Source organism: Methylobacterium sp. WL7, assembly GCF_008040085.1.
Classification (GTDB): domain Bacteria; phylum Pseudomonadota; class Alphaproteobacteria; order Rhizobiales; family Beijerinckiaceae; genus Methylobacterium; species Methylobacterium mesophilicum.
The window spans coordinates 1-19,787 of sequence record NZ_VRVG01000056.1; the positions used below are offsets into that span (position 1 = coordinate 1).

The window sequence follows — 19,787 nt, forward strand, 5'->3', positions numbered from 1 at the left end:
ACGTTCCCACGCGTTACTCACCCGTCCGCCGCTGACACCGAAGTGCCCGCTCGACTTGCATGTGTTAAGCCTGCCGCCAGCGTTCGCTCTGAGCCAGGATCAAACTCTCACGTTGAAGAGATTGATCAAAGCTGATCACGTCATCTTGACGAAGGCTCACATTGATCCGGGCGTTTCCACCCGAACCGTGTGAGCTTCCAAAAAGCGCATGACAGCTCGCATCCTCTTGACGACCCGACTCACGTCGGATCCGCAAGGACAAGCGCCGTCCACGCTTCTCTTTCTCGTATTCACTTGTCAAAGAGCGGAACTGACCTTCGTCAGTACCTTGAAGAGACCAGTAAACCACCAGGCTGCCCCGGTCAAGTCCCACTGAAATCTTCGGAAAGTCCGTCCGACCGGCTCGCCTTTGCTTGGCCACCGCGTCGGGAGGCGCCGTATAAGACGCCCCGCATTCCCATGTCAACCACCCCTTTGCCGGCGTCGCACCGAAACCGCCGCGTCAGATCGTGTCGAGCGTGGCCTCACCTGCGGGCCATGTCGCGCTGGGATCCGAGCGCCGGGACCCTGGGTCGCGTCCGGAGTGGTGGCGTTGTCGTGCGGCGTCGGTAGCCGTCTTGAGCTTCTACAGGTGCGGGCATGATCGTTCCATGAGCCGCAGCACGGATTGACCGCACGTCCAGCATAGGTAGGATGATAGGACTTAAGGCGCCGGCGCTCTGCCCGTCATGGTCTCTCCCCCTGTTCGATGTGCCAGCCAACACGCGATCCTCACGGCGACCCTGCCGATCACCCCCGCCTGACCGGTTCTGGTCTCCACCGGGCGCGGCGGAACTCCGCCCTGGTGCGAAACGCCCGCGATCGCCTCCTCGCGATCGACATCCTGACGCCCGGCGCGGGTTACGTTCTGCGGTCGACCGTCGCTGCGACGCTCGCCCTCGGCATCGCGTTCGGCTTGCAGTTGGAGACGCCCTACTCGGCGGCCTCGACGGTCCTGCTGGTCGCCAACGCCAACCACGGCGCGGTCCTGGCCAAGGGCGGATGGCGCCTCGTCGGCACGGCGATCGGCGGGATGGCCGCGCTCGTGCTCATGGGCCTGTTCATCCAGGCCCCCCTCCTGTTCATCCTCGGTTTTGCCCTCTGGCTGGGTCTCTGCACCGGCGCGGCGACGCTGCTCCGTCATTTTCAGGCCTCCGGCGCGGCGGTGGCCGGCTATACGGTCGGCCTCGCCACGTATGGCGCGTTGGAGATGCCCGAGCGGGCGCTGGACGCCGTGCTCGGCCGTATGGCGACCGTCGCGGTCGGCGTGGCCTGCCTCGGGGTGGTGACGGCCCTGTCGAGCAGGCGCGCAACCCGCATCGCGCTCGAGACTGCCCTGGTCGGGCAATGCGCCGCGATCGCCGGCATCGCCCTGGAGCGGCTGGGCGGCAAATCGCAGCCGACCGCGCTGCCGACCGCGGCTCAGGTTTCCGGCCTCTTCGCGATCGACGATCTGGTGGACCTGAGCCGGGCCGAATCCCCGGACATCGCAAGGCGGGAGGGCGTGCTTCGAGAGACCATCGCGGCCCTGTTCGGTGCGCTGTTGGGCACGTCGGACCTGCATGCCGTCGATCGGTGGACGCCCCCGGATCTCGCCGCCGCGCACCGCGACGTCGTCACGGAATTCCCGCGGATCCTGTGCGCGCTGGAAGCTCGACGTTTCGATGATGCCCTCGAGCGGATCACCGCGTTGCGCGACGCCCTTCAGGCGCGCGTAGCGCGCGCCGAAACTGAGGATCCCGGAACAGCCCCCTCGTTGATCGCGCTCGACCGGCTCGTCGCGTTCGTCGAGGATTACGGGTCGGCGGTGTCGGCCATGGCACGCACGCAAGGCAGCCCCGCGAGACCGGAGCGGTCGTTCCGCTTCCATCGGGACTGGGGGGCGGCGACGGAGAACGGCCTGCGCTCCGCACTGGCGATCCCGCTCGCGGGCGCCTTCGGGATCGCGACGGGCTGGAACGACTGGTCGCTCCTGCTGCTCATCCTGGCGCCCTACACGGTCCTGCTCGCCATGACGGGCAACCCGGCAGCCGGCGCCGTCGCGTTCATCACCGGGACGATCCTGGCCGTGCCGGCCGCTTTCGTCTGCGCCCTCGGCCTGATGCCGCGCGTGCAGGGTTTCCCGTTGCTGGTCGCGGTGATCGCGCCGTTCTGGATGGCGGGCCTCTACGCCACCACCCTTCCGCGCCACGCGCCGGCCGGGCTGGCCTATCTGGTTGCGTTCAACACCCTCGTCGGCGCCACCAACCCGATGACGTTCAGCGTGCCGGCCTTCCTGAACCAGGCGTTCGGCTGGGTCACCGCGGTCTTCGTGACGCTTCTCGTCTTCCGCCTGCTCCTCCCGCAGGATCCCCGGCGGCAGGCGCGCCGCATCCGGGCGGCTCTGCGCCGCGACGCGCTGGCGCTCCTGGATTCGGATCCCCCTGAGCACCGGCAGGTCTGGGAGCATCTTCAGCATCACCGTCTGGCCCGCATCGCGCAGAGCCTCAGGGCCGATCCGGCCGGCGCGGCCATCATGGGGGACGGGATCGGGCTGCTGCATCTCGGTCGCGCGGCAATGCGGGCCCGAGATGCAGCCGGACGCTCCACCGCACCGGCGATGCTCCGCACGATGACCCTTCAAGCCTTGACCCTGCAGGCCTTGGCCGAGGCATCCCGGGCACCGCGGCAGGCTCGCGACACCCTCGCGGCGGCGGCGGCCGAGATCGCCGCGCGGTCGATCGAGGATCCGCGCGCATGGCCGGCGGCGCATCGGGTCGCCGCCTGCCTGACCGACATGGCCGTGCTGCTCGAAGCCCATCCCGACTGGTCCTTCGACCGCCACCGGAGCGCACCATGCTGAGCGAGGTCGCGATCGGGGGCGTCTACCTGCCGCCCATCCTCGTCTACCTCGTCGCGGCGATCCCGCTCTTCGCGGGGCTTCGGGCCGTCCTAGACCGGGCCGGGGTGCTGCGCTTCGCCTGGCATCCTGCGCTGCTGGAATTCGCGATGCTGCTCGCGACGGTCGCGCTTCTCATCCTCCTCGTGTGAGTGCCGCCATGACGGTCCTGAAGCGCCTGCTCCGCCCCGCGCTGACCCTCGCCGTCGTCGCCGCGACGGTGCTGCTGCTCGCCGCGCTGTGGCGTACCTACATGCTCGCGCCCTGGACGCGCGACGGGCGGGTCAGCGCCGAAGTGGTGCGGGTCACCCCCGAGGTCTCGGGTACGGTCGTCGACGTGCGCGCCGTCGACAACCACTTCGTCCATCGGGGCGACATCCTCTACGTGATCGATCCGCACCGCTTCCGGCTGGCGCTCGACAGCGCACAGGCCGTGGTCCTGGCCAGGCGCGAGGATGCGGCGCTGAAAACCGCGGCGGCGCGCCGGCGCAACCAGCTGAGCCCGGGTGTCGTGGCCTCCGAAGTGGTCGAGCAGGCCAACGGTATGGCGGCGATCGCGCGTGCCGATCACGACGCCGCGGTCGCCGCCGCCCATCTCGCCGAGGTCAACCTCGACCGCACCACGATCAGGGCCCCTGTGGACGGCTACGTCACCAACCTCCGGCTGCGGCCGGGAGATTATGCGACGACCGGCACGACCCGCGTCTCGGTGATCGATGCGGAGGGATTCTGGATCACCGCGTATTTCGAGGAGACCAAGCTGTCCCGGATCGCGATCGGCGCGCGCGCCGAGATCCGCCTGATGGGTTTCGAGCCGCCCCTCTCCGGGCACGTGGAGAGCATCGGGCACGGCATTGCCGATGCCAACGAGAGCCCCGACCATCTCGGCCTGCCGACCGTCAACCCGGTCTTCACCTGGGTGCGGCTGGCGCAGCGCATTCCCGTCCGGATCCACATCGACGCGGTGCCGCCGGGGGTGACGCTCGCGGCGGGCATGACCTGCAGCGTGGGCGTCGGCGAGGCAGTGGCCGGCAACCGGCTGCTGTCCCGGCTGGAATTCCTGCCGTGACGACGCCACGGCTTCGCGTCACCGGGTATCGGCAATCGGGAGACGCGCCGGAGACGGGGCAGCGATCCTGTCCGGCCCGTAATATGTTCGCTCGGGTGCCGCGTAGCTCGTTCTCTTGAAAGCCTGTTCCGTTCGGCATAAAGAACGCGCCGACGACCCGGCCGGCCATGCGCGCCGGTCCGAATTCCGGCGCAGGAAAGACGACCCGATGCCAGAGGGACTCGATGCCCGCACGATCGCGGCGACCAACGGGGTGGCCCAGGATACGTCCTTCGGCGCCGTGATCGCACCGATCCACCTCTCGACGACCTTCAAGTTTCCCGCCTTCGAGCAGCCCGGGCCCTACGACTATTCGCGGCTCGGCAACCCCACCCGCGACCAGCTCGCCGACACCATCGCCAAGCTCGAAGGCGGCGCCAGGGCCGTCATGGTGTCGAGCGGCATGGCGGCCATCGATCTCGCCCTGTCGAGCCTGTGTCCCGGCGACCTGTTGGTCGCGCCGCATGATTGCTACGGCGGGACGCACCGGCTGCTGAGCCTCCGCGCGGCCCGCGGGCAGTACCGGGTGCTGTTCGTCGACCAGACCGACCCGGAAGCCTTGGCCGCAGCGCTCGCTCAGTCACCTAAGGTCGTGCTGGTCGAAACCCCGAGCAACCCGCTGATGCGGGTCGTGGATGTCCGCCGCGTCACCCATGCGGCCAAGGCGGTCGGCGCCCTGGCCGTGGTCGACAACACCTTCCTGTCGCCGGCGCTGCAGCGGCCGATCGCCCTCGGGGCGGATCTCGTCGTCCACTCCACGACCAAGTTCCTCAACGGCCATTCGGACGTGATCGGCGGGGCCGTGATCGCCGCCGAGGCCTCGGTCGGCGACGACCTCGCGGCCTGGGCGAACACGATCGGGGTCACAGGCTCGCCGCTCGACGCCTACCTGACCCTGCGCGGCATCCGCACCCTGTTCGTCCGGGTGGAGCGCCAGCAGCAGAACGCCGGGCAGCTCGCGGCCTTCCTGGATGCACATCCGGCGGTCAGCCGCGTCCATTACCCGGGCCTCGCGTCCCATCCGGGCCACGCCATCGCCAGGGCGCAGCAAGCCGGGTTCGGCGCCATGTTGAGCTTCGAACTGGCCGGTGGCCGCGCTGCGGTGAAGACCCTGGTGGAGACCCTGCGGGTGTTCACGCTGGCCGAATCGCTGGGCGGGGTCGAGAGCCTGATCGCGCACCCGCCGACCATGACGCATGCGGCGATGGACCCCGAGGCGCGCGCCATCGCGGGCATCACCGACGGGCTGCTGCGCCTGTCGATCGGCCTGGAGGCCGTGGACGATCTGCTGGCAGACCTGTCCCACGGCCTGGAGGCGGTGACGCGCGGCTGAGCCGGCGGCTCACTCCTCCTCGACCACGCTGAAACCGGACTCATCCTCGACGACCCGGTACCGGGAGAGGCGCAGGATCTGCGAGCGCTCGGCCGCCTCGTCCCGGCATTTCAGGACGTGGGCGGTCCGGTTGACGACCTGCAGGTTCGGCACGCCCCAGTACCCCAGCAGCTCCGGCCAGGGCGCGTCGCGGTGCTCGCGCCAGACCCGGTAGAGCGGCACGGCGTGGTCCACCTCCGCGGTGCGCAGCAGCCGCTTGCCGGAGGCTTTGCAGCGATGCCCCTGATGGCGCTTCAGGACGCGGACCTGCTCGTGCGGCGCGATCCAGAACTTCCAGGCGGCGACACAGGCCGTGTGCCAGGCGGCTTTGCCGTTCGGCACACCCTGCCCCCAGAGGTCGCGGTGCCAGCCGAACCGGTAGACCGGCTGGCCGCAGATGCAGCAGGCGCCGCGACCACGGGCGAAGGCCGCCTCCCGGAACGGGGCGGGTGGAATCCGGAAGCTCGCCGGGCGACCGCCGGCGCCGCCCTCGCCGAGTTGCCAGGTCCAGCACTCCGGCGTCCCCGAGCGCGCGGCCAGGGCGCGGGCCAGCCGGTCGGCCCGCAGGATGTGGTTGCGCCAGTAGCTCTCCACCGCCAGGCGGGGAGTCGGCGGGGTCAGCGGCCGCGTCAGCGCGTGGTGCAGGATTGGGGCCGGAAAGATCGCCGGCAGGGCCCGTTCCAGCCTGGCCCGGGCCTTGGCGTTCTTCTGGTCGCGCCAGGTCGATGTCGTGGTCGATGCCGTCATGTCCGGCCGTGCTAGCGCGCGACGCACGGGAAGGCGACGGCATCCGGGCCACAGGTTCGCGGCGGCAGACTTAAGAAAGTGTTTCCCGTGAAACATCGCCACCGAGGCAGGCGGCCGCCCCCTCGGACATCTACAGGTCGACCGACATCGACAGCAGGTAGGTGCGCGGCCCGCCCTGGAAAAACGTCCCGAACGAGGCGACTCCGGTCCAGTACCGCGTGCCGGTGACGTTCAGCACGTTGGCCCGGAAGGTGGTCCGGCGCCCGTCGATCGTCGTCGCGTAGCGCAGGCCGAGATCGAGCCGCGTCCAGCCCGGCAGCGCCTGGCTGTTGGCGAGGTCGACATACTGCCGCCCGGTGTAGATCACCGCCCCGTCGACGGTCAGGCCCGGCAGTCCAAGCGTTCCGGCATGCCAAAGAAGTGTTCATGCCTTTCCGGCCAGCGTTCCGCGGTCCGGCCGCGCATCCGCGCCGGCCTGATTCGCCTCCGGGGAGACCGCGATGCCTTCGAACCCCTTCACCGTCGCCGGCTCTGCCGGGATCCTCGCCCTTGCCACGCTCTGGACCTGCGCACTTCCCTGCGCGGGCGCCCGGGCCGACCAGCCCTCGGCCAAGCTGTGCCAGGCCGCGACCTCGACACCCGAGACCCAGACCTGCCTGCACAAGGCCCTCGACGCTGCCGACGCGAAGCTCAACGCCGCCTACAGGAAGGCCCTGTCGGTCATCGACCAGGACGACCGTCCGCAGGACGCCAAGGCGACCTGGAAGGCCCAGTTCACGGCGGCCCAGCGCGCCTGGATCGCCTTCCGGGACGCCGATTGCGGCGACCTCACCTTCAGCGAGTGGAACAACGGCAGCGGCACCACCGCTGCTCTCTACGCCTGCAAGTACGACAAGACCGTCCAGCGGACCGACGATATTCTGAGCCGGTACCCGCTTCAGTAGAGGACCGTACCTGCCTCCGAGTGAGCGCAATAAGCGCAGGATAAACCACCCTGTCATTCCGGGGCCGCGCAGCGGAGCCCGGAATCCAGAGCCACCACCGGCGCAAGATCCTGCTCGACCGGTGTTTCTAGATTCCGGGCTCGCCTGCGGCGCCCCGGAATGACAGGGTGGATATTTTAGCGTTCGCGCAACGCCCAAGCCCTTCGGAGGCAGAGCAACTGGTCCGACCCTTGAATGCGCACGGCCGCTGAGCCTGCGAGGGACCCGGATGATCGTCGACCTGAACTGCGACATGGGCGAGGGTTTCGGCGTCTATCGCCTGGGCGACGATGCCGGGATGCTGGCGATCGCCAGTTCGGCCAACATCGCCTGCGGGTTCCACGCCGGCGACCCGCTGGTCATGCACGAGACCCTGACGCTCGCCGCCCGCGCCGGCGTCCAGGCCGGGGCGCATCCGGGCTTCCTCGATCTCTGGGGCTTCGGCCGGCGCCCGATCCACGGCGAGCGCCCGGCCGATGTCGAGAAGGCCGTGCTCTACCAGGTCGGCGCCCTCCTGGCGCTGGCCCAGGATGCCGGCTGCCCGGTGCGGCACGTGAAGACCCACGGGGCGCTGGGCAACATCGCCAACGCGGACGCGGATCTCGCCCTGGCGGTCGCCCGGGCGATCCGGACGCTGGACCGCGACCTGATCTTCGTGGTCATGCCCGGCCTCGAGACCGAGCGGGCCGGCGAGCGGCTCGGTTTGCCGCTGGCCCGGGAGATCTACGCCGACCGGGCTTACGCCGAGACCGGCAACCTGGTCTCGCGCAAGCTCCCGGGCGCGGTCCTGCACGATCCGGCCGAGGCGGCAGAGCGCGTGGTGCGGATGATCGAGGACCGCGCCATCACGTGCCTGTCCGGGCGACGCATCCCGGCCCGAATCGACAGCATCTGCGTCCACGGCGACACACCGGGCGCGGTCGCGATGGCCGCGCGGGTGCGGTCCGACCTGGCCGCCCTGGGGATCGCCATCAGGCCGATGGCCCAGGTGATCGGTAGCGCGATCGGTAGCGCGGTCGGCGACTCGACCGGCGCCTGAGTTCGCCGATTCCGTTCGGTTTCGGCCGCGATCCGGCTCACCGTCATGCAAACGTCGCAGATGGGCCAGAAAGCCACTCGCTGCTTACGAGGCTTTGAGAGGCCCTATGGATTTCCACCGTCGCTTCACGGTTCTGATGTGCGCCCCCGCCTTCGATCCGGACGACCTGGAGGGCGCGCGCGTCGCCCAGATCTTGGCGGCGGTGGAGAATCGCGGCTTCGAGGTGGTGCGGGCCCGGCGGGTCGAGGACGCGGCGATCGCCGTGCAGACCGATGCCGCCATCGGCTGCATGGTGGTCGACTGGGGCAAGCGCGGCCTCGACGGCAAGGCCGCCGCGCTGATCGACATGATGCGCAAGCGCGGCCTGGAGATGCCGATCGTCATCATGGTCCGCCGCAAGCGGCTGGAGGACATCCCGGTCGAGCTCCTGGACTTCATCGACGGCTACATCTTCCTGGCGGAAGAGACGCCGGAATTCATCGCCCGCGGCCTGGTCAGCCGGGTGACGCAATATGCCGAGACCCTGAAGACGCCGTTCTTCGGCGCGCTCGTGGACTATGCCGAGAAGGGCAACCAGCTCTGGACCTGCCCGGGCCACAACGGCGGCATCTTCTATAACCGGTCCCCCATCGGCCGGATCTTCGTGGAGCATCTGGGCGAGGCGATCTTCCGCGACGACCTCGATAATTCGGTGCTCGACCTCGGCGACCTGCTGACCCACGAGGGGCCCGCGCTCAAGGCCCAGAAGGAGGCCGCCAAGATCTTCGGGGCGGAGAAGACCTACTTCGTCCTCAACGGCACCTCGGCTTCCAACAAGATCGTCCTGTCCTCGCTGGTGGCCGAGGACGACCTCGTTCTGTTCGACCGCAACAACCACAAGGCGGCCCATCACGGCGCCCTGTTCCTCGGCGGCGGCATCCCGATCTTCCTGGAGACCGACCGGAACGCCTTCGGCTTGATCGGTCCGATCTATCACGAGGCCCTGGACGAGACCCGGATCCGGGAAAAGATCCGTGCCAACCCCCTTGTCACCGACCCCGAGGCCTGGCGCCGGGAGCGGCCGTTCCGGGTCGCGGTGATCGAGCAATGCACCTATGACGGCACGATCTACGACGCGCAGGAGATCCTGGAGCGGATCGGCCACCTCTGCGACTACATCCTGTTCGACGAGGCCTGGGCGGGCTTCATGAAGTTCCACCCGCTGTTCGCCCGGCGCTTCGCCATGGGGCTCACCGGCCTCGACGAGACCTCGCCGGGCATCGTCGCCACGCAATCGACCCACAAGCAGCTCGCGAGCTTCTCACAGGCCTCGCAGATCCACACCCGCGACGGCCATATCCGCGGCCAGACCCGCCGCGTGGAGCACAAGCGCCTCAACGAGAGTTTTTTGGTCCACGCCTCGACCTCGCCGTTCTATCCCCTGTTCGCCTCCCTCGATGTCGGCGCCCAGATGATGAAGGGCCGATCGGGCATGATCCTGTGGGACGACACGATCCGGCTCGGGATCGAGTGGCGCAAGAAGGTCCGGGCGATCCGGCGGGAATTCGAGGAGAACGAGGCCGACCCGCTGCGGCGGTGGTTCTTCGACCCGTTCGTGCCGGACGTGACCAGCACCGCCGACGGGGCCGAGGTGCCGTGGGAGAAGGTGCCCACCGACGAGCTCGCCTCCGACCCGCGGCACTGGGAACTGAAGCCCGGTGCCCGCTGGCACGGGTTCACCCATGTCGCGCCGGGCTACGCGATCACCGACCCGAACAAGCTCACGGTGCTCACCCCGGGCTTCGACCGGCGGACCGGCGCCTATGCCGACCACGGCGTGCCGGCCCCGATCGTCGCGCAGTACCTGCGCGAGAACCGGATCGTGGCCGAGAAGAACGACCTGAACTCGCTGCTCTTCCTGCTGACGCCGGGCGTCGAGTCGTCCAAGGCCGGAACCCTGATCTCCGGCCTCGTGGCGTTCAAGCGGCATCACGACGACAACGTGCCGCTCGAGGAGGCCATGCCGGAATTCGTCAACCGCCGGCCCAACCGCTACCGGGGCGTGCGCCTGCGCGACCTCTGCGCCGAGTTCCACGCCTTCCACCGGGAGGCCAACACCTCCATGCTCCAGCGTCGGCAATTCGCCCCCGAGCACCTGCCCGAGATGGTGATGCCGCCCAAGCGCGCCGCCCAGATGCTGACCCGCAACAAGGTCGATTACGTGCCGATCGCAGAGGCCGAGGGGCGCATCGCCTCGACCCTGATGCTGGTCTACCCGCCGGGCATCGGCACCGTCCTGCCGGGCGAGCGCTTGGACGACCGCGCGAAGCCGATGCTCGACTATTTCAAGATGTTCGAGGCCTCGGCCAACCTGTTCCCCGGCTTCGAGGCCGAGATCCAGGGGGTCTACCGCGAGGTCGAGCCGGACGGGCGGATCCGCTTCCACACCTACGTCGTGCGGGACGGCGCCTGATGGAGATCGAGCCCGAGGAGGGCGCCCCGATCCCGGCGCGGCCGAGCCCGGACATCATCATCCGCGCCTCCTCGGACGCGGATGTCGAGGCGATGGTGGCGATCTACGAGCACCATATCGGCAAGGGCGTCGGCAACGTCGCCGAATTCGACGACGAGGCGCGCCTGCTGCCCGACGACCTGAAGCGCCGGCGCAAGACCATGCGCAAGAAGCGCCTGCCCCACCTCGTCGCCGAGCGCGGCGGCCAGGTGGCGGGCTACGCCTACGCGGTGCCGTTCCGGAAGCGCCCGGCCTATCGCTACACGCTCAAGCACTCGATCTACGTGCATCCCGACCACCTCCATGCCGGGATCGGGCGCCGCCTCCTGCCGGCCCTGATCGAGGCCTGCGCGGCCGGCGGCTACCGCCAAATGATCGGCTACATCGACGCGCAGAACGCCGCGTCGCTGCGCCTCCACGAGACCTGCGGCTTCGTCCGCGTCGGCTACCTGAAGGCGGTGGGCTTCAAGTACGGCCGCTGGTCGGACAGCGTGATGGTGCAGCGGGCGCTGGGCACCGGATCCGAGGACCAGCCGGGGACGTAGGACGCGACGGGACCGGTCAGTGCCCGTCGGCCGCAGCGGCGGGCTTGGCCGTGGCGACCAACTCGATATCGACCCCGACCTCGAGGGCGACCCATTGTCCGGAGGCCCAGGCACCCTGGCCGACACCGAAATCGGTGCGGACGAGGCCGACATGCCCGGTGGCATGCGCTTGGGGGCCTTCGAGCGCCAGGTGGAAAGGCAGCGTCAGCGGACGCGTCATGCCCCGGATGGTCAGGTCGCCGACCGCCTCGTAGTCGCCCCGGCCCTTGTCGACGAAGCGGGTGGCCTCGAAGCGCGCGTGGCTGGCGCTGGTTACGTCGAACCAGTCCTTCTGGGGCAGAGCCGCGTCGCGCTGGGCATCGCCGGTGCGGGCGCTGCCGAGATCGACCAGCACCGTGGCGCGGCCGGCCTCGGGCTTGGCGGGGTCGAAATCCACCCGGGCGTCGAAGCGCTCGAAGCGTCCCGAGAACGGGGTCCCGACCTGCACGCCCGAGAACCGGATCGCGCTCTTGGCCGGATCCACCGCCCACTCGGCGGAGGCGGCGGGCCGCACGGCGCCCGGGAGGACGGCCGACAGGCACAGGGCGAGGCACGCAAGACGCAGCGTCATCGGGTCGAGTCCAGGGGTTCGGGAGGCATCGCGGCGGCGCGGCCGGGCAGCATCCGCCACAGCACGCCGTCGCGCAGGATGAGATGGTGGCGCAGCGCGGCCGCCACGTGCAGCACCAGCAAGGCCGTCAGGAACCACGCCCCGTAGGCGTGCAGCAGCTTGAAAGCCCCCTCCGCGCCCGCCGGGTCGGTCAGCAGCGGGGCCAGCGGCAGGTGCGGCCAGGGCACGAGCCCGTACAGGACCGTCGGGATGTTGAACGGCGAAAGCGAGACCACCGCCCAGCCGGTGAGCGGCAGCCCGATCAGGAGCCCGTACAGGATGGCGTGCGCCGCCCCCGCGGCCCGGCGTTCCCGGGCCGGCATGGCCGCCGGGTGCGGCGGCGGCCGGTGGGCCAGCCGCCAGGCCAGGCGCAGGCCGGTCAGGACCAGCACGGTGATCCCGACCGACTTGTGCCACTGGTAGAGCGGGAACAGGCGCATCGGCGCCAGCCCGGCATGCGTCATGGTCAGGCCCATGCCGATCAGGGCGAGCACGCCCAGCGCGCTCGCCCAGTGCAGCAGGATGGCCACCGCGGAGTAGCGCCGCGCCGCTGAGTCGGGTGCCATGACCATCCTCCCGTCCCGGAGTTCCGGGTCAGTCCTGCCGCTCGAAGGCGCCCGCGATGGTCAGGTGCAGGTCGTCGCCGATCAGCGGCACGTAGGTCTTCACCCCGAACTCGGAGCGCTTGAGCGTGCCGGTGGCGTCGAAGCCGACCGTGACCTTCTTGCTCAGCGGGTTCACGCCGGCCCCGACCAGGGTGACGTCCAGCGTCACCGGCTTGGTCACGCCATGCAGCGTGAGGTTGCCGGCCACCTTCGCCTTGTCCTTCCCCTCGGGGGTGACCTTGGTGGACACGAAAGTCATCTCGGGGAACTTGCCCGCGTCGAGCCACTGGTCGCCCTTCAGCTCGTCGGTGAGCTTGGCGCTGGTCGTGGTCACCGAGGCGACCGGGATCTTGATCGACAGCTTCGCGGCCGCCGGGTTCTTGGGCTGCAGGTCGAGGGTCCCGGACACGTCCGAGAAGCCGCCGGCATAGTTCGAGAAGCCCATATGGGAGACCCGCCAGCCGACCTGGGTGTGGTTGGGATCGACCGCGTAGGCGCCGGCCTGGATCTGGGCCGGGTCGCGGGTCGGCGGGGTCTGGGCCAGGACCGGAGTGGCGACCAAGACCGGGGTGGCGATCAGGAAAGCCAGAAGGCCGGAGGCGAGAATCGACTTCAAGGGTGTCTCCTACAGGTGACGATCATGCGCGATTCGGTGCGCCGCAGCAGCGCTGTAGACCCGTTCACGGCCGCGGTTGAGCCTGCTATCCGGAACCCCATGGTTGCGAGAACGGAAACCTTCCAGGGCGGACTCGACGACGTGCGCGCCTTCTGCACGGTCGTCGATCTCGGCACCGTCACGGCCGCGGCCGCGAGCCTGCGGGAAACCAAGGGCAGCGTCAGCCGGCGCCTCTCCCGGCTGGAACGGGCGCTCGGCACCCGGCTGATGGCCCGAACCTCCCGGGCGGTCTCGCCCACCGCGGAGGGCCTGGCGTTCTACGCCAAGGCCCACGAGAGCCTGGCCCTGCTCGACGAGGCCGCCGAGACCGCCCGCGACGCCCGGACGGTGCCGGCCGGGCACCTGCGGATGACCACCTCCATCGACTTCGGGATCGAGGTGATGCCCGAGATCGTCGCGAGCTTCCGGGCGGCCTATCCGCAGATCACGGTCGAGATGCTGAACACCGATGCCCGCCTCGACCTGGCGGCCAACCGGATCGACCTCGCCCTGCGGCTGGGCGGCGCGGAGGAGACCGGCTACCGGGCCGTCGTCCTGGCGACCCTGGCGGTCGGCCTCTACGCCGCGCCCGCCTACCTGCTGCGCCGTCCCGCGCCGGCCGACCTGGCCGGGCTGCACGGCCACGACCTGATCCTCTCCCGGGAGCGGCTGGGCTCGGGGGCCCTGCCCCTCACCGATGGGCGCGGCCAGTCCGAGCAGGTCGTCATGAGCCCGGCCATCCGGGTCAGCGATTTCGCGACCGTCCACCGCCTGACCCTGGCAGGGGCCGGGATCGGCCATATCCCGAGCCTCGTGGCCGCCCGGGCGGTCGCGGCGGGCCAGCTCGTGCGCGTGCTGGCCCCCTGGGCGAGCCGCGGCGGGGTCCTGCGCGCCGTGACGCTGGCCGGGCGCGACCTGCCGGCACGGGTCCAGGTCTTCCGGGACCACGTGCGCGAGGCGCTCACTGCCTGCGGTCCAGGTTCCAGTGAGACGCACTCTAGCGATCAATACAATCAAGACTTGTAGAGACTAAATATCCCCGCCTTATTGACTGATCGATCGAGACAATCTTACCGTCCGGCTTAGCGGGGTGTTCAGGACCTCGGCGCACCATGGCGCTTGGCGGCATCCCGGGCCGCTCGGCGGACGATCCCGCCTCGATCCCCTGCCCGGGCGTATCCAGTACCCAGCGGACATCCAACATGCCCCTTCGCGACCGGCGCCTCCGGCCCTTGCTCCTCGTCGGAACGATGGTTCTGGCGGGTCTGTGCGCCGCGCCGCACGCGGCCTGGGCGATGCTGTCGAGCACGACCCGCGTCGTGCTACAGAAGGGACGCCATTACGTGCCGACCGACCTGTTCCTGCGGCGCGGCGACACGATCACCCTGCGCAACGAGGATTCCAGCCAGACACACCACGCCTTCATCGAGGCGGACCGGTTCTCGTTCGATGCGGGCGATCAGGAACCCGGCACCGAGACCCGGCTGGTCCTGGCGGAAGCGGGGGATTTCGTCATCCAGTGCGGCATCCACCCGAAGATGAAGCTGACCATCCACGTCCAGTAGGGCGCGGGGCGGTCAGCCCTCGCGGCCGAGGCCGAGACCGCGGATCAGATCGCCGATCGGATCGATCTTCCTGGGGGCCGGCGCGGGCGCCGATGGTGCGGTCATCGGCTCGACGGCTGCCGTGCGGGCCAGGCCGGCGTTGCGCAGGCGGGCCGTCCGGCGAAGGCTGCGATCCGCCACCTTCGACCGGTGTGCCACCACCGTCTTCCGAGCCTTCTCGGCGGGGGCGACCATCTCGCTCGGCAGCGCCGGAGCCGCGATGGCACCCGGCGGCAATGCGGCGGCCAATCGCGGCGCCAGCAGGTCGGGGGCGGGCGCACGCCCAATCTCCGATGCGGGGGCGTCGGACTTGCCGAGGCCGGCAAGCCGGGCCGGCGGATCCGCCCAGCCCGATGGGGTGGCCTGCGTTGCGACAGTCCGGACCGGGCGCTGCTGCGCCTCGTAATTGCCCGGATGCAGAGTATGGGCCGCCACGACCAAGCCGAATACGGCGATCGCAGTCGTCGCAAGGGTGGATCTGTAGTGTTCCATGACGGCAGAACGAACAGCCAAGGTCATGGTTCCGCTTGGCCGTAACCTCGGGCCGGAGCTTCAGAGTCCGGATCTCCGTCCGCAGTCTCGAAGACAGGACAGAAAAAAAGGCCACTCCCGAAGGAGCGGCCCGAAGTCTAGGGAGGAAACGCCCAAGAAGGGCAGCGGGATCGCGACGCCATCGCCATCCCGCACTGCACAGATAGGCTACCGCATTGCGGCATGCAACAGACCGGAGGCCGTTTCCTTATGCATGGACGACACCCATCGGACCCCAAGACATGCATTTAGAGCATGACTGAAGGCCGATCAGCCGTCGTTCTGCGGCTCGTCGTGCCCGATCAGCCGCTCGACCTCGGCCAGGGCGACCGCGCGGGCCACACCTTCGGAGGCGTGCGGGCGGTACGATCCCCGAACCAGCTTGCCGCGGTCCCGGATCGCCCACGTGAAACGGCCCGGGTCATGCCGGCTCGGCCTGACCTCAACCGTGTAGAGATGCCCGCCATTCGCACCCATGCCTCGCATGTGCGAACTCCCCTGCTCCGGCCCAGGGGGTGCGACCGTGGGCGGCAGCCGGGCCCTTACCGGGCCGGCTTCCCGCGGCCGGCCTCGGGCCGGGACGGCTCGGCCGGGCCGTCGGTGCGGGTGCCGAGCCAGACCACGTGCTTGGGCCCGCTGCCGCGGCCGCTGGCATGGACCCGGGCCTCCTCGACCGCGAAGCCGGAGCGCTGCAGGCGGGACTTGAACTTCCGGTCCGGGGCGCCGGACCAGACGGCCAGGATGCCGCCCGGCCGGAGGGCCCAGCGGGCCCGCTTGAGGCCCCAATTGTCGTAGAGCCGGTCGTTGGAGCGGCGCATCAGCCCCTCCGGGCCGTTGTCGACGTCGAGCAGGATGGCGTCGTACTGGCCCGGCCCCGCCTGGATCAGGCGGTTCACGTCGGCCTCCTGCACGTCGACCCGGGGGTCGTCCAGGCAATCGGCGAAGACGTGGGCGAGCGGGCCGCGGGCCCAGGCGATCACCGCCGGCACCAGTTCGGCCACCACGACCCGCGCATCCGGGCCGAGGCCCGCCAGGGCCGCCCGCAGGGTGAAGCCCATGCCGAGGCCGCCGATCAGCATCCGGGCCCGGGGCCGGTCCCTCAGCCGCTCGCAGGTCATCGCGGCGAGCGCCGCCTCGGAGCCGCTGCGGCGGTTGTTCATCAGCTCGATCGTGTCGGCCAGGATCGAGAACTCCTCGCCGCGCTGCATCAGGCGCAGGTCGGTGCCGCCCCCCGGGACGGAGCCGGTGTCGAGATGAACCCAGGGTATCACGGACGTTTCCTCGATTGGCGGTGCGGTCGGTCGGGGACCGTCGGCACGAAAGATCACGGCGAGAGCGGGGCCGCGGGCAGGTTCGGCGCTGCGCGCGACGCAACCCCCTGCGCGCCGGTGCCCCCTGCCGCGCGGGATCGCGGTGGCGTATCAGCACCTATGGCTAAGCGCATCAAGTCGAGACCCCAGGAACGGGGCTTCATTCTGTTCGACGTCGTCTTCGAGGACGGCTCCCGGGCTTCGAACCGCCGTGTGCCGGCCGAGATCCTCGGCGGCCTGGACGGCGACGAGCCGGCCCGGCAGATCATCGCCGAGCAGGAAGAGGAGATCGCCCTCAAGGCCGGACGGCCCGGCCGCGAGATCCAGAGCCTGACGCGCTCGCCGATCATCAAGCCCAAGCCGGTCGTCTGACCGGCCGGTCGCGCGGGCTTCCGGATCAGACCGCGCCCTCGACCACCTCCAGCGCCCGCAGGATCGCGAAGCCGATCCGCTCCGCCTCGCCCTCCGCGTCGCCGGCCGCCGGCAGCAGCGCCACCGTCTCGACGGCGTGCTCGTCCTCCGGGCCGACCACGATCCGGAACACGTCGCCTTCCTGGGCGGCCGGATCGCGGATCAGGCCGACCCGGTGGCCCGCGGCCGAGCCGAACAGGCGCAGCGGCGGCTGATCGGGCTCGGGCTCCGTCCGCTCCGGCGGTGCAACGGTGCGGGGCGCCCCGAAGGTCGGGCGGATGACGTTGTCGTCGGGCATGCCGAACCAGCCTCCTCAGGAGTGCGCGATGCCGGCCGTGGCCAGCACGGCGTCGGCCAGCACCTCCATGCCGGCCCGGGCCCAATCCGGCGTGATGCTCTCGGCCTCGTTGTGGCTGATGCCGCCGTGGCACGGGCAGAACACCAGGGCCGCCGGCACCGTCCGGGCGCAATAGACGGCGTCGTGATAGATCGCGGTCGGCATCCGGGTCCAGGCATGGCCCCGCGCCTCGGCCGCCGCCTGGACGCGGTCCACCAGGACCGGATCGAACGGGGTCAGCGGCGCCCGCCAGAACTCCTCCACCCGGATCGCGACGCCCCGCTCGGCGGCGAGCGCGTCGGCCCGGGCCAGGATCCGCTCCCGCATCGCCTCCAGCTGCCCGGGGTCGCCGTGGCGGGTGTCGAGGCTGAACCAGACCCGGCCCGGGGTGATGTTGCGGCTCGCGGGCTCGGCTGTCAGGACTCCGACGGTGGCACGGCCGCGCTCGCCCCCGGAGCCGACCGCGTCCCGGGCGATCGCCTCGAGCGAGCCGATCAGCGCGGCGGCGGCCATCATGGCGTCGCGCCGCCCGGCCATGGGGCTGCCGGCATGGGCCTCCTCGCCCAGCACGGTGATTTCGTACCAGATCTGTGCGAGCGCCCGGTCGACCACACCGATGGTGAAGCCGGCCTCCTCCAGGCGCTTGCCCTGCTCGATGTGCAGTTCGAAATACGCGCCGATCCCGCGAAGATCCGCCGGCTCCGCCTCCCCCTGCCAGCCGATCCGGCGCAGTTCGTCGCCGAACACGTGGCCGGCGAGATCCCGGGTCGCCATCACGTCGGCCTCGGAGACGATGCCCATGGCGACGCCGCTGCCGCTCATGGGCGGCGCGAAGCGCGAGCCCTCCTCGTTGCACCAGTTGATCAGCAGGAGCGGCGCCTCGGTCTCGATCCCGGCCTCGTGCAGGGCGCGCATGATCTCCAGCCCGGCGAGCACCCCCAGCGGACCGTCGAACTTGCCGCCGGTGGGCTGGGTGTCGAGATGGCTGCCGATGGCGACGGGCTTCCGGCCCGGGTCCCGCCCCGGCCGGTGGAAGACCATGTTGCCGATCCGGTCCACCGTCAGGGTCATCCCGACCGCCTCGCCCCAGCGCCGGAACAGGGCACGCCCCTCGGCGTCCCGATCGGTCAGGGTCTGCCGGTCGTTGCCGCCGTTGGGAAGCGCGCCGATCCGGGCGAGCTCCATCAGGCTGTCCCAGAGGCGGTCCTGCGAGAGCGGGAGGTTGGTGCGATCCATATCCATGCGGTCCCGCGCGCGCCCCGGCCGACCCTGTACCGGCGTCCGCGACGTTAGGCCGTGATCCCGCCCGGCACCAGCAGGGGCGGGGGAGATCCCCCCGGCGCCGGGCTCCGTCGCGGACCGGTCCTCAGAGGCTCGGATCCGGGAAATCCTGCGCGTGCAGGCTCCAGATCGCCCGTCCGTCCGCGGCGGAGACGTAGACCGCGTTGGCGCCGAGGGCGGCCAGATCGAGATCGATCCGCTTGGCCGCCGCCACCGCGCCCGCGTCGTCGGCGGCCTCGAAGGTCTGCCGGTACAGGTCCGGGCCGAGCATCCCGTCCGGCTCCCGGCGTATCGCTCGAAAAATGTATCTGCGCATCGAAAGTCCTGGATCGACACGGTATCCGCGCCGTCGGCGAATACATCGCCGCAATGCCTGCGCGTTCGGTGACGGACAGACTGCGCCACGAAAAGCTTTACGGCGGGTTTGTGCACTGCGAATGCAGCTTCAGTCGCGCAGGCCCGGCCCCCGCCGCTGTCGAGCCGGGGCCGGAGACCCGTGACGACATGTCAGGGCGCGGGGCATGATCGATTCGGATCGATCCGTTGCCAAACTGCTTGTGGGCTACAAGTGTCGCACTCGGCTGCCGGCTGTCCCGGGGATGGGCAGGCCGCAGCCAGGTTTGGGGGATGGAATGGCATTGGCGTCCATGGCGGCCTCCGCCCTGCAGGATGCGGGTTTCGTCGGCACCTGGGACACGGATGTCTCCGCCGGCCGATCGGTACTCGACGCGGGCGCGGCCGCATTGCTGTCCGGGAATGAGGGCTTTGCCGGCAAGCCTTTGCCGCTCGACGTCGCCCTGGGACGCGTCCATCCGGAGGATCGCGGCTGGGTCTTCGACGAGATTCGCAAGGTGCGCCGGATCGGCGGCCCGGTCTCGCTGGAGTTTCGCGTCCTGAGCCAGACCGGCGACGTCCGCTGGATCCTCACCCGCGGGCGGCTGGCCCCCGACACCACGGGGGCACTGCGGGGGCGCGGCGCCTATATCGACGTCACGGACCTGTACGGCGGCACCCCGCCCGGGCGGGACGACAACCGGGTCCAGGCCAAGCTCCCGATCGAGGTCAAGCACCTTGAGGCGGCCGCCGACAACTGTATCCGGGTCCACGCGGCGCTGGAGCGCTACGGCAACCCGCAGCTCCGGCTGATCTCGAGCATGCTGCTGCTCGGGATCGGCCGGGCGCTCGCGCAGCGGGAGCCGTAG

General features: G+C 70.3%; 23 protein-coding genes and 1 rRNA gene. 12 read left to right on the plus strand and 12 right to left on the minus strand.

Features of this window, described 5'->3' with window-relative positions:
• Positions 1-115: ribosomal RNA gene (locus FV233_RS15520) — 16S ribosomal RNA — on the minus strand; the annotation flags it as partial.
• Between the two features lie 729 nt (positions 116-844).
• Between FV233_RS15520 and FV233_RS15525 the strand changes: the two genes are divergently transcribed.
• The 4 genes from FV233_RS15525 to metB all read left to right on the plus strand — a co-directional run bounded on the left by FV233_RS15525 (position 845) and on the right by metB (position 5,358).
• Positions 845-2,881, plus strand: coding sequence for an FUSC family protein (locus FV233_RS15525; RefSeq protein WP_187278120.1), 2,037 nt, complete (start codon positions 845-847; stop codon positions 2,879-2,881).
• A complete protein-coding gene (locus FV233_RS15530; protein ID WP_147854898.1) occupies positions 2,875-3,069 on the plus strand; it encodes a DUF1656 domain-containing protein in 195 nt (64 codons plus the stop codon). Before FV233_RS15525 ends, FV233_RS15530 begins: the two co-directional genes overlap by 7 nt.
• Positions 3,070-3,077: 8 nt before the next feature.
• Positions 3,078-3,986 (plus strand): HlyD family secretion protein, encoded by a 909-nt coding sequence (locus FV233_RS15535; protein WP_147897980.1) that lies wholly within the window; start codon positions 3,078-3,080, stop codon positions 3,984-3,986.
• Positions 3,987-4,194: 208 nt separating this feature from the next.
• Positions 4,195-5,358, plus strand: coding sequence for a cystathionine gamma-synthase (gene metB / locus FV233_RS15540; protein WP_147897981.1), 1,164 nt, complete (start codon positions 4,195-4,197; stop codon positions 5,356-5,358).
• A gap of 9 nt (positions 5,359-5,367) precedes the next feature.
• On the opposite strand, the gene FV233_RS15545 is transcribed toward metB, so the two are convergent.
• Together FV233_RS15545 and FV233_RS15550 are read right to left on the minus strand one after the other, a co-directional pair.
• Positions 5,368-6,144, minus strand: a complete 777-nt coding sequence (locus FV233_RS15545) for a hypothetical protein (protein WP_147897982.1) — start codon at positions 6,142-6,144, stop codon at positions 5,368-5,370.
• A 130-nt stretch (positions 6,145-6,274) separates the two neighbouring features.
• Entirely contained in the window at positions 6,275-6,511 is a 237-nt protein-coding gene (locus FV233_RS15550; RefSeq protein WP_238262911.1) for a TonB-dependent receptor, read from the minus strand.
• Between the two features lie 133 nt (positions 6,512-6,644).
• Here FV233_RS15550 and FV233_RS15555 point away from each other — a divergent pair, with 133 nt between their 5' ends.
• From FV233_RS15555 to FV233_RS15570, 4 genes are all read left to right on the plus strand, one after another.
• Positions 6,645-7,088, plus strand: a complete 444-nt coding sequence (locus tag FV233_RS15555) for a lysozyme inhibitor LprI family protein (protein ID WP_147897984.1) — start codon at positions 6,645-6,647, stop codon at positions 7,086-7,088.
• A gap of 268 nt (positions 7,089-7,356) precedes the next feature.
• Positions 7,357-8,166: a 5-oxoprolinase subunit PxpA gene (locus FV233_RS15560; RefSeq protein WP_147854904.1), complete on the plus strand. Its 810-nt coding sequence runs from the start codon at positions 7,357-7,359 to the stop codon at positions 8,164-8,166.
• Positions 8,167-8,272: 106 nt separating this feature from the next.
• On the plus strand, positions 8,273-10,618 hold the full coding sequence (locus tag FV233_RS15565; RefSeq protein ID WP_147854905.1) for an Orn/Lys/Arg decarboxylase N-terminal domain-containing protein: 2,346 nt from the start codon (positions 8,273-8,275) through the stop codon (positions 10,616-10,618).
• Entirely contained in the window at positions 10,618-11,202 is a 585-nt protein-coding gene (locus tag FV233_RS15570; RefSeq protein ID WP_147854906.1) for a GNAT family N-acetyltransferase, read from the plus strand. The genes FV233_RS15565 and FV233_RS15570 overlap by 1 nt, the downstream gene beginning before the upstream one ends.
• 16 nt (positions 11,203-11,218) lie before the next feature.
• Here FV233_RS15570 and FV233_RS15575 read toward each other — a convergent pair whose 3' ends face one another.
• The 3 genes from FV233_RS15575 to FV233_RS15585 are packed head-to-tail and all read right to left on the minus strand — an operon-like array spanning position 11,219 to position 13,072.
• Complete coding sequence (locus tag FV233_RS15575; RefSeq protein ID WP_147897985.1) at positions 11,219-11,812, minus strand: YceI family protein; 594 nt, start codon at positions 11,810-11,812, stop codon at positions 11,219-11,221.
• On the minus strand, positions 11,809-12,417 hold the full coding sequence (locus FV233_RS15580) for a cytochrome b (protein WP_187278121.1): 609 nt from the start codon (positions 12,415-12,417) through the stop codon (positions 11,809-11,811). The genes FV233_RS15575 and FV233_RS15580 overlap by 4 nt, the downstream gene beginning before the upstream one ends.
• A gap of 28 nt (positions 12,418-12,445) precedes the next feature.
• Positions 12,446-13,072, minus strand: a complete 627-nt coding sequence (locus FV233_RS15585; protein WP_147857573.1) for a YceI family protein — start codon at positions 13,070-13,072, stop codon at positions 12,446-12,448.
• Between the two features lie 99 nt (positions 13,073-13,171).
• Between FV233_RS15585 and FV233_RS15590 the strand changes: the two genes are divergently transcribed.
• Together FV233_RS15590 and FV233_RS15595 are read left to right on the plus strand one after the other, a co-directional pair.
• Complete coding sequence (locus tag FV233_RS15590; RefSeq protein WP_147897987.1) at positions 13,172-14,137, plus strand: LysR family transcriptional regulator; 966 nt, start codon at positions 13,172-13,174, stop codon at positions 14,135-14,137.
• Positions 14,138-14,313: 176 nt separating this feature from the next.
• Positions 14,314-14,676, plus strand: a complete 363-nt coding sequence (locus tag FV233_RS15595; protein WP_147857546.1) for a hypothetical protein — start codon at positions 14,314-14,316, stop codon at positions 14,674-14,676.
• A gap of 12 nt (positions 14,677-14,688) precedes the next feature.
• Here the strand turns inward: FV233_RS15595 and FV233_RS15600 are convergent, their stop codons facing one another.
• The 3 genes from FV233_RS15600 to FV233_RS15610 all read right to left on the minus strand — a co-directional run bounded on the left by FV233_RS15600 (position 14,689) and on the right by FV233_RS15610 (position 16,517).
• Positions 14,689-15,228, minus strand: a complete 540-nt coding sequence (locus tag FV233_RS15600) for a hypothetical protein (protein ID WP_246689995.1) — start codon at positions 15,226-15,228, stop codon at positions 14,689-14,691.
• A 288-nt stretch (positions 15,229-15,516) separates the two neighbouring features.
• On the minus strand, positions 15,517-15,723 hold the full coding sequence (locus FV233_RS15605; protein ID WP_147857547.1) for a hypothetical protein: 207 nt from the start codon (positions 15,721-15,723) through the stop codon (positions 15,517-15,519).
• A 65-nt stretch (positions 15,724-15,788) separates the two neighbouring features.
• Complete coding sequence (locus FV233_RS15610) at positions 15,789-16,517, minus strand: hypothetical protein (protein WP_147897988.1); 729 nt, start codon at positions 16,515-16,517, stop codon at positions 15,789-15,791.
• A gap of 159 nt (positions 16,518-16,676) precedes the next feature.
• On the opposite strand from FV233_RS15610, the gene FV233_RS15615 reads away from it, so the two are divergent.
• The gene (locus FV233_RS15615; protein WP_147856268.1) at positions 16,677-16,928 is read left to right on the plus strand and encodes a hypothetical protein; all 252 of its coding nucleotides are present in this window, start codon (positions 16,677-16,679) and stop codon (positions 16,926-16,928) included.
• 25 nt (positions 16,929-16,953) lie between these two features.
• On the opposite strand, the gene FV233_RS15620 is transcribed toward FV233_RS15615, so the two are convergent.
• From FV233_RS15620 to FV233_RS15630, 3 genes are all read right to left on the minus strand, one after another.
• Complete coding sequence (locus tag FV233_RS15620) at positions 16,954-17,265, minus strand: hypothetical protein (protein WP_147856267.1); 312 nt, start codon at positions 17,263-17,265, stop codon at positions 16,954-16,956.
• Positions 17,266-17,280: 15 nt separating this feature from the next.
• On the minus strand, positions 17,281-18,546 hold the full coding sequence (locus FV233_RS15625; RefSeq protein WP_147897989.1) for a Zn-dependent hydrolase: 1,266 nt from the start codon (positions 18,544-18,546) through the stop codon (positions 17,281-17,283).
• Between the two features lie 124 nt (positions 18,547-18,670).
• Positions 18,671-18,856 carry a hypothetical protein gene (locus tag FV233_RS15630; protein WP_147856265.1) on the minus strand — a complete coding sequence of 62 codons (186 nt, stop codon included), beginning with the start codon at positions 18,854-18,856 and terminating at the stop codon, positions 18,671-18,673.
• A 361-nt stretch (positions 18,857-19,217) separates the two neighbouring features.
• Between FV233_RS15630 and FV233_RS15635 the strand changes: the two genes are divergently transcribed.
• Entirely contained in the window at positions 19,218-19,787 is a 570-nt protein-coding gene (locus tag FV233_RS15635; protein ID WP_147856264.1) for a PAS domain-containing protein, read from the plus strand.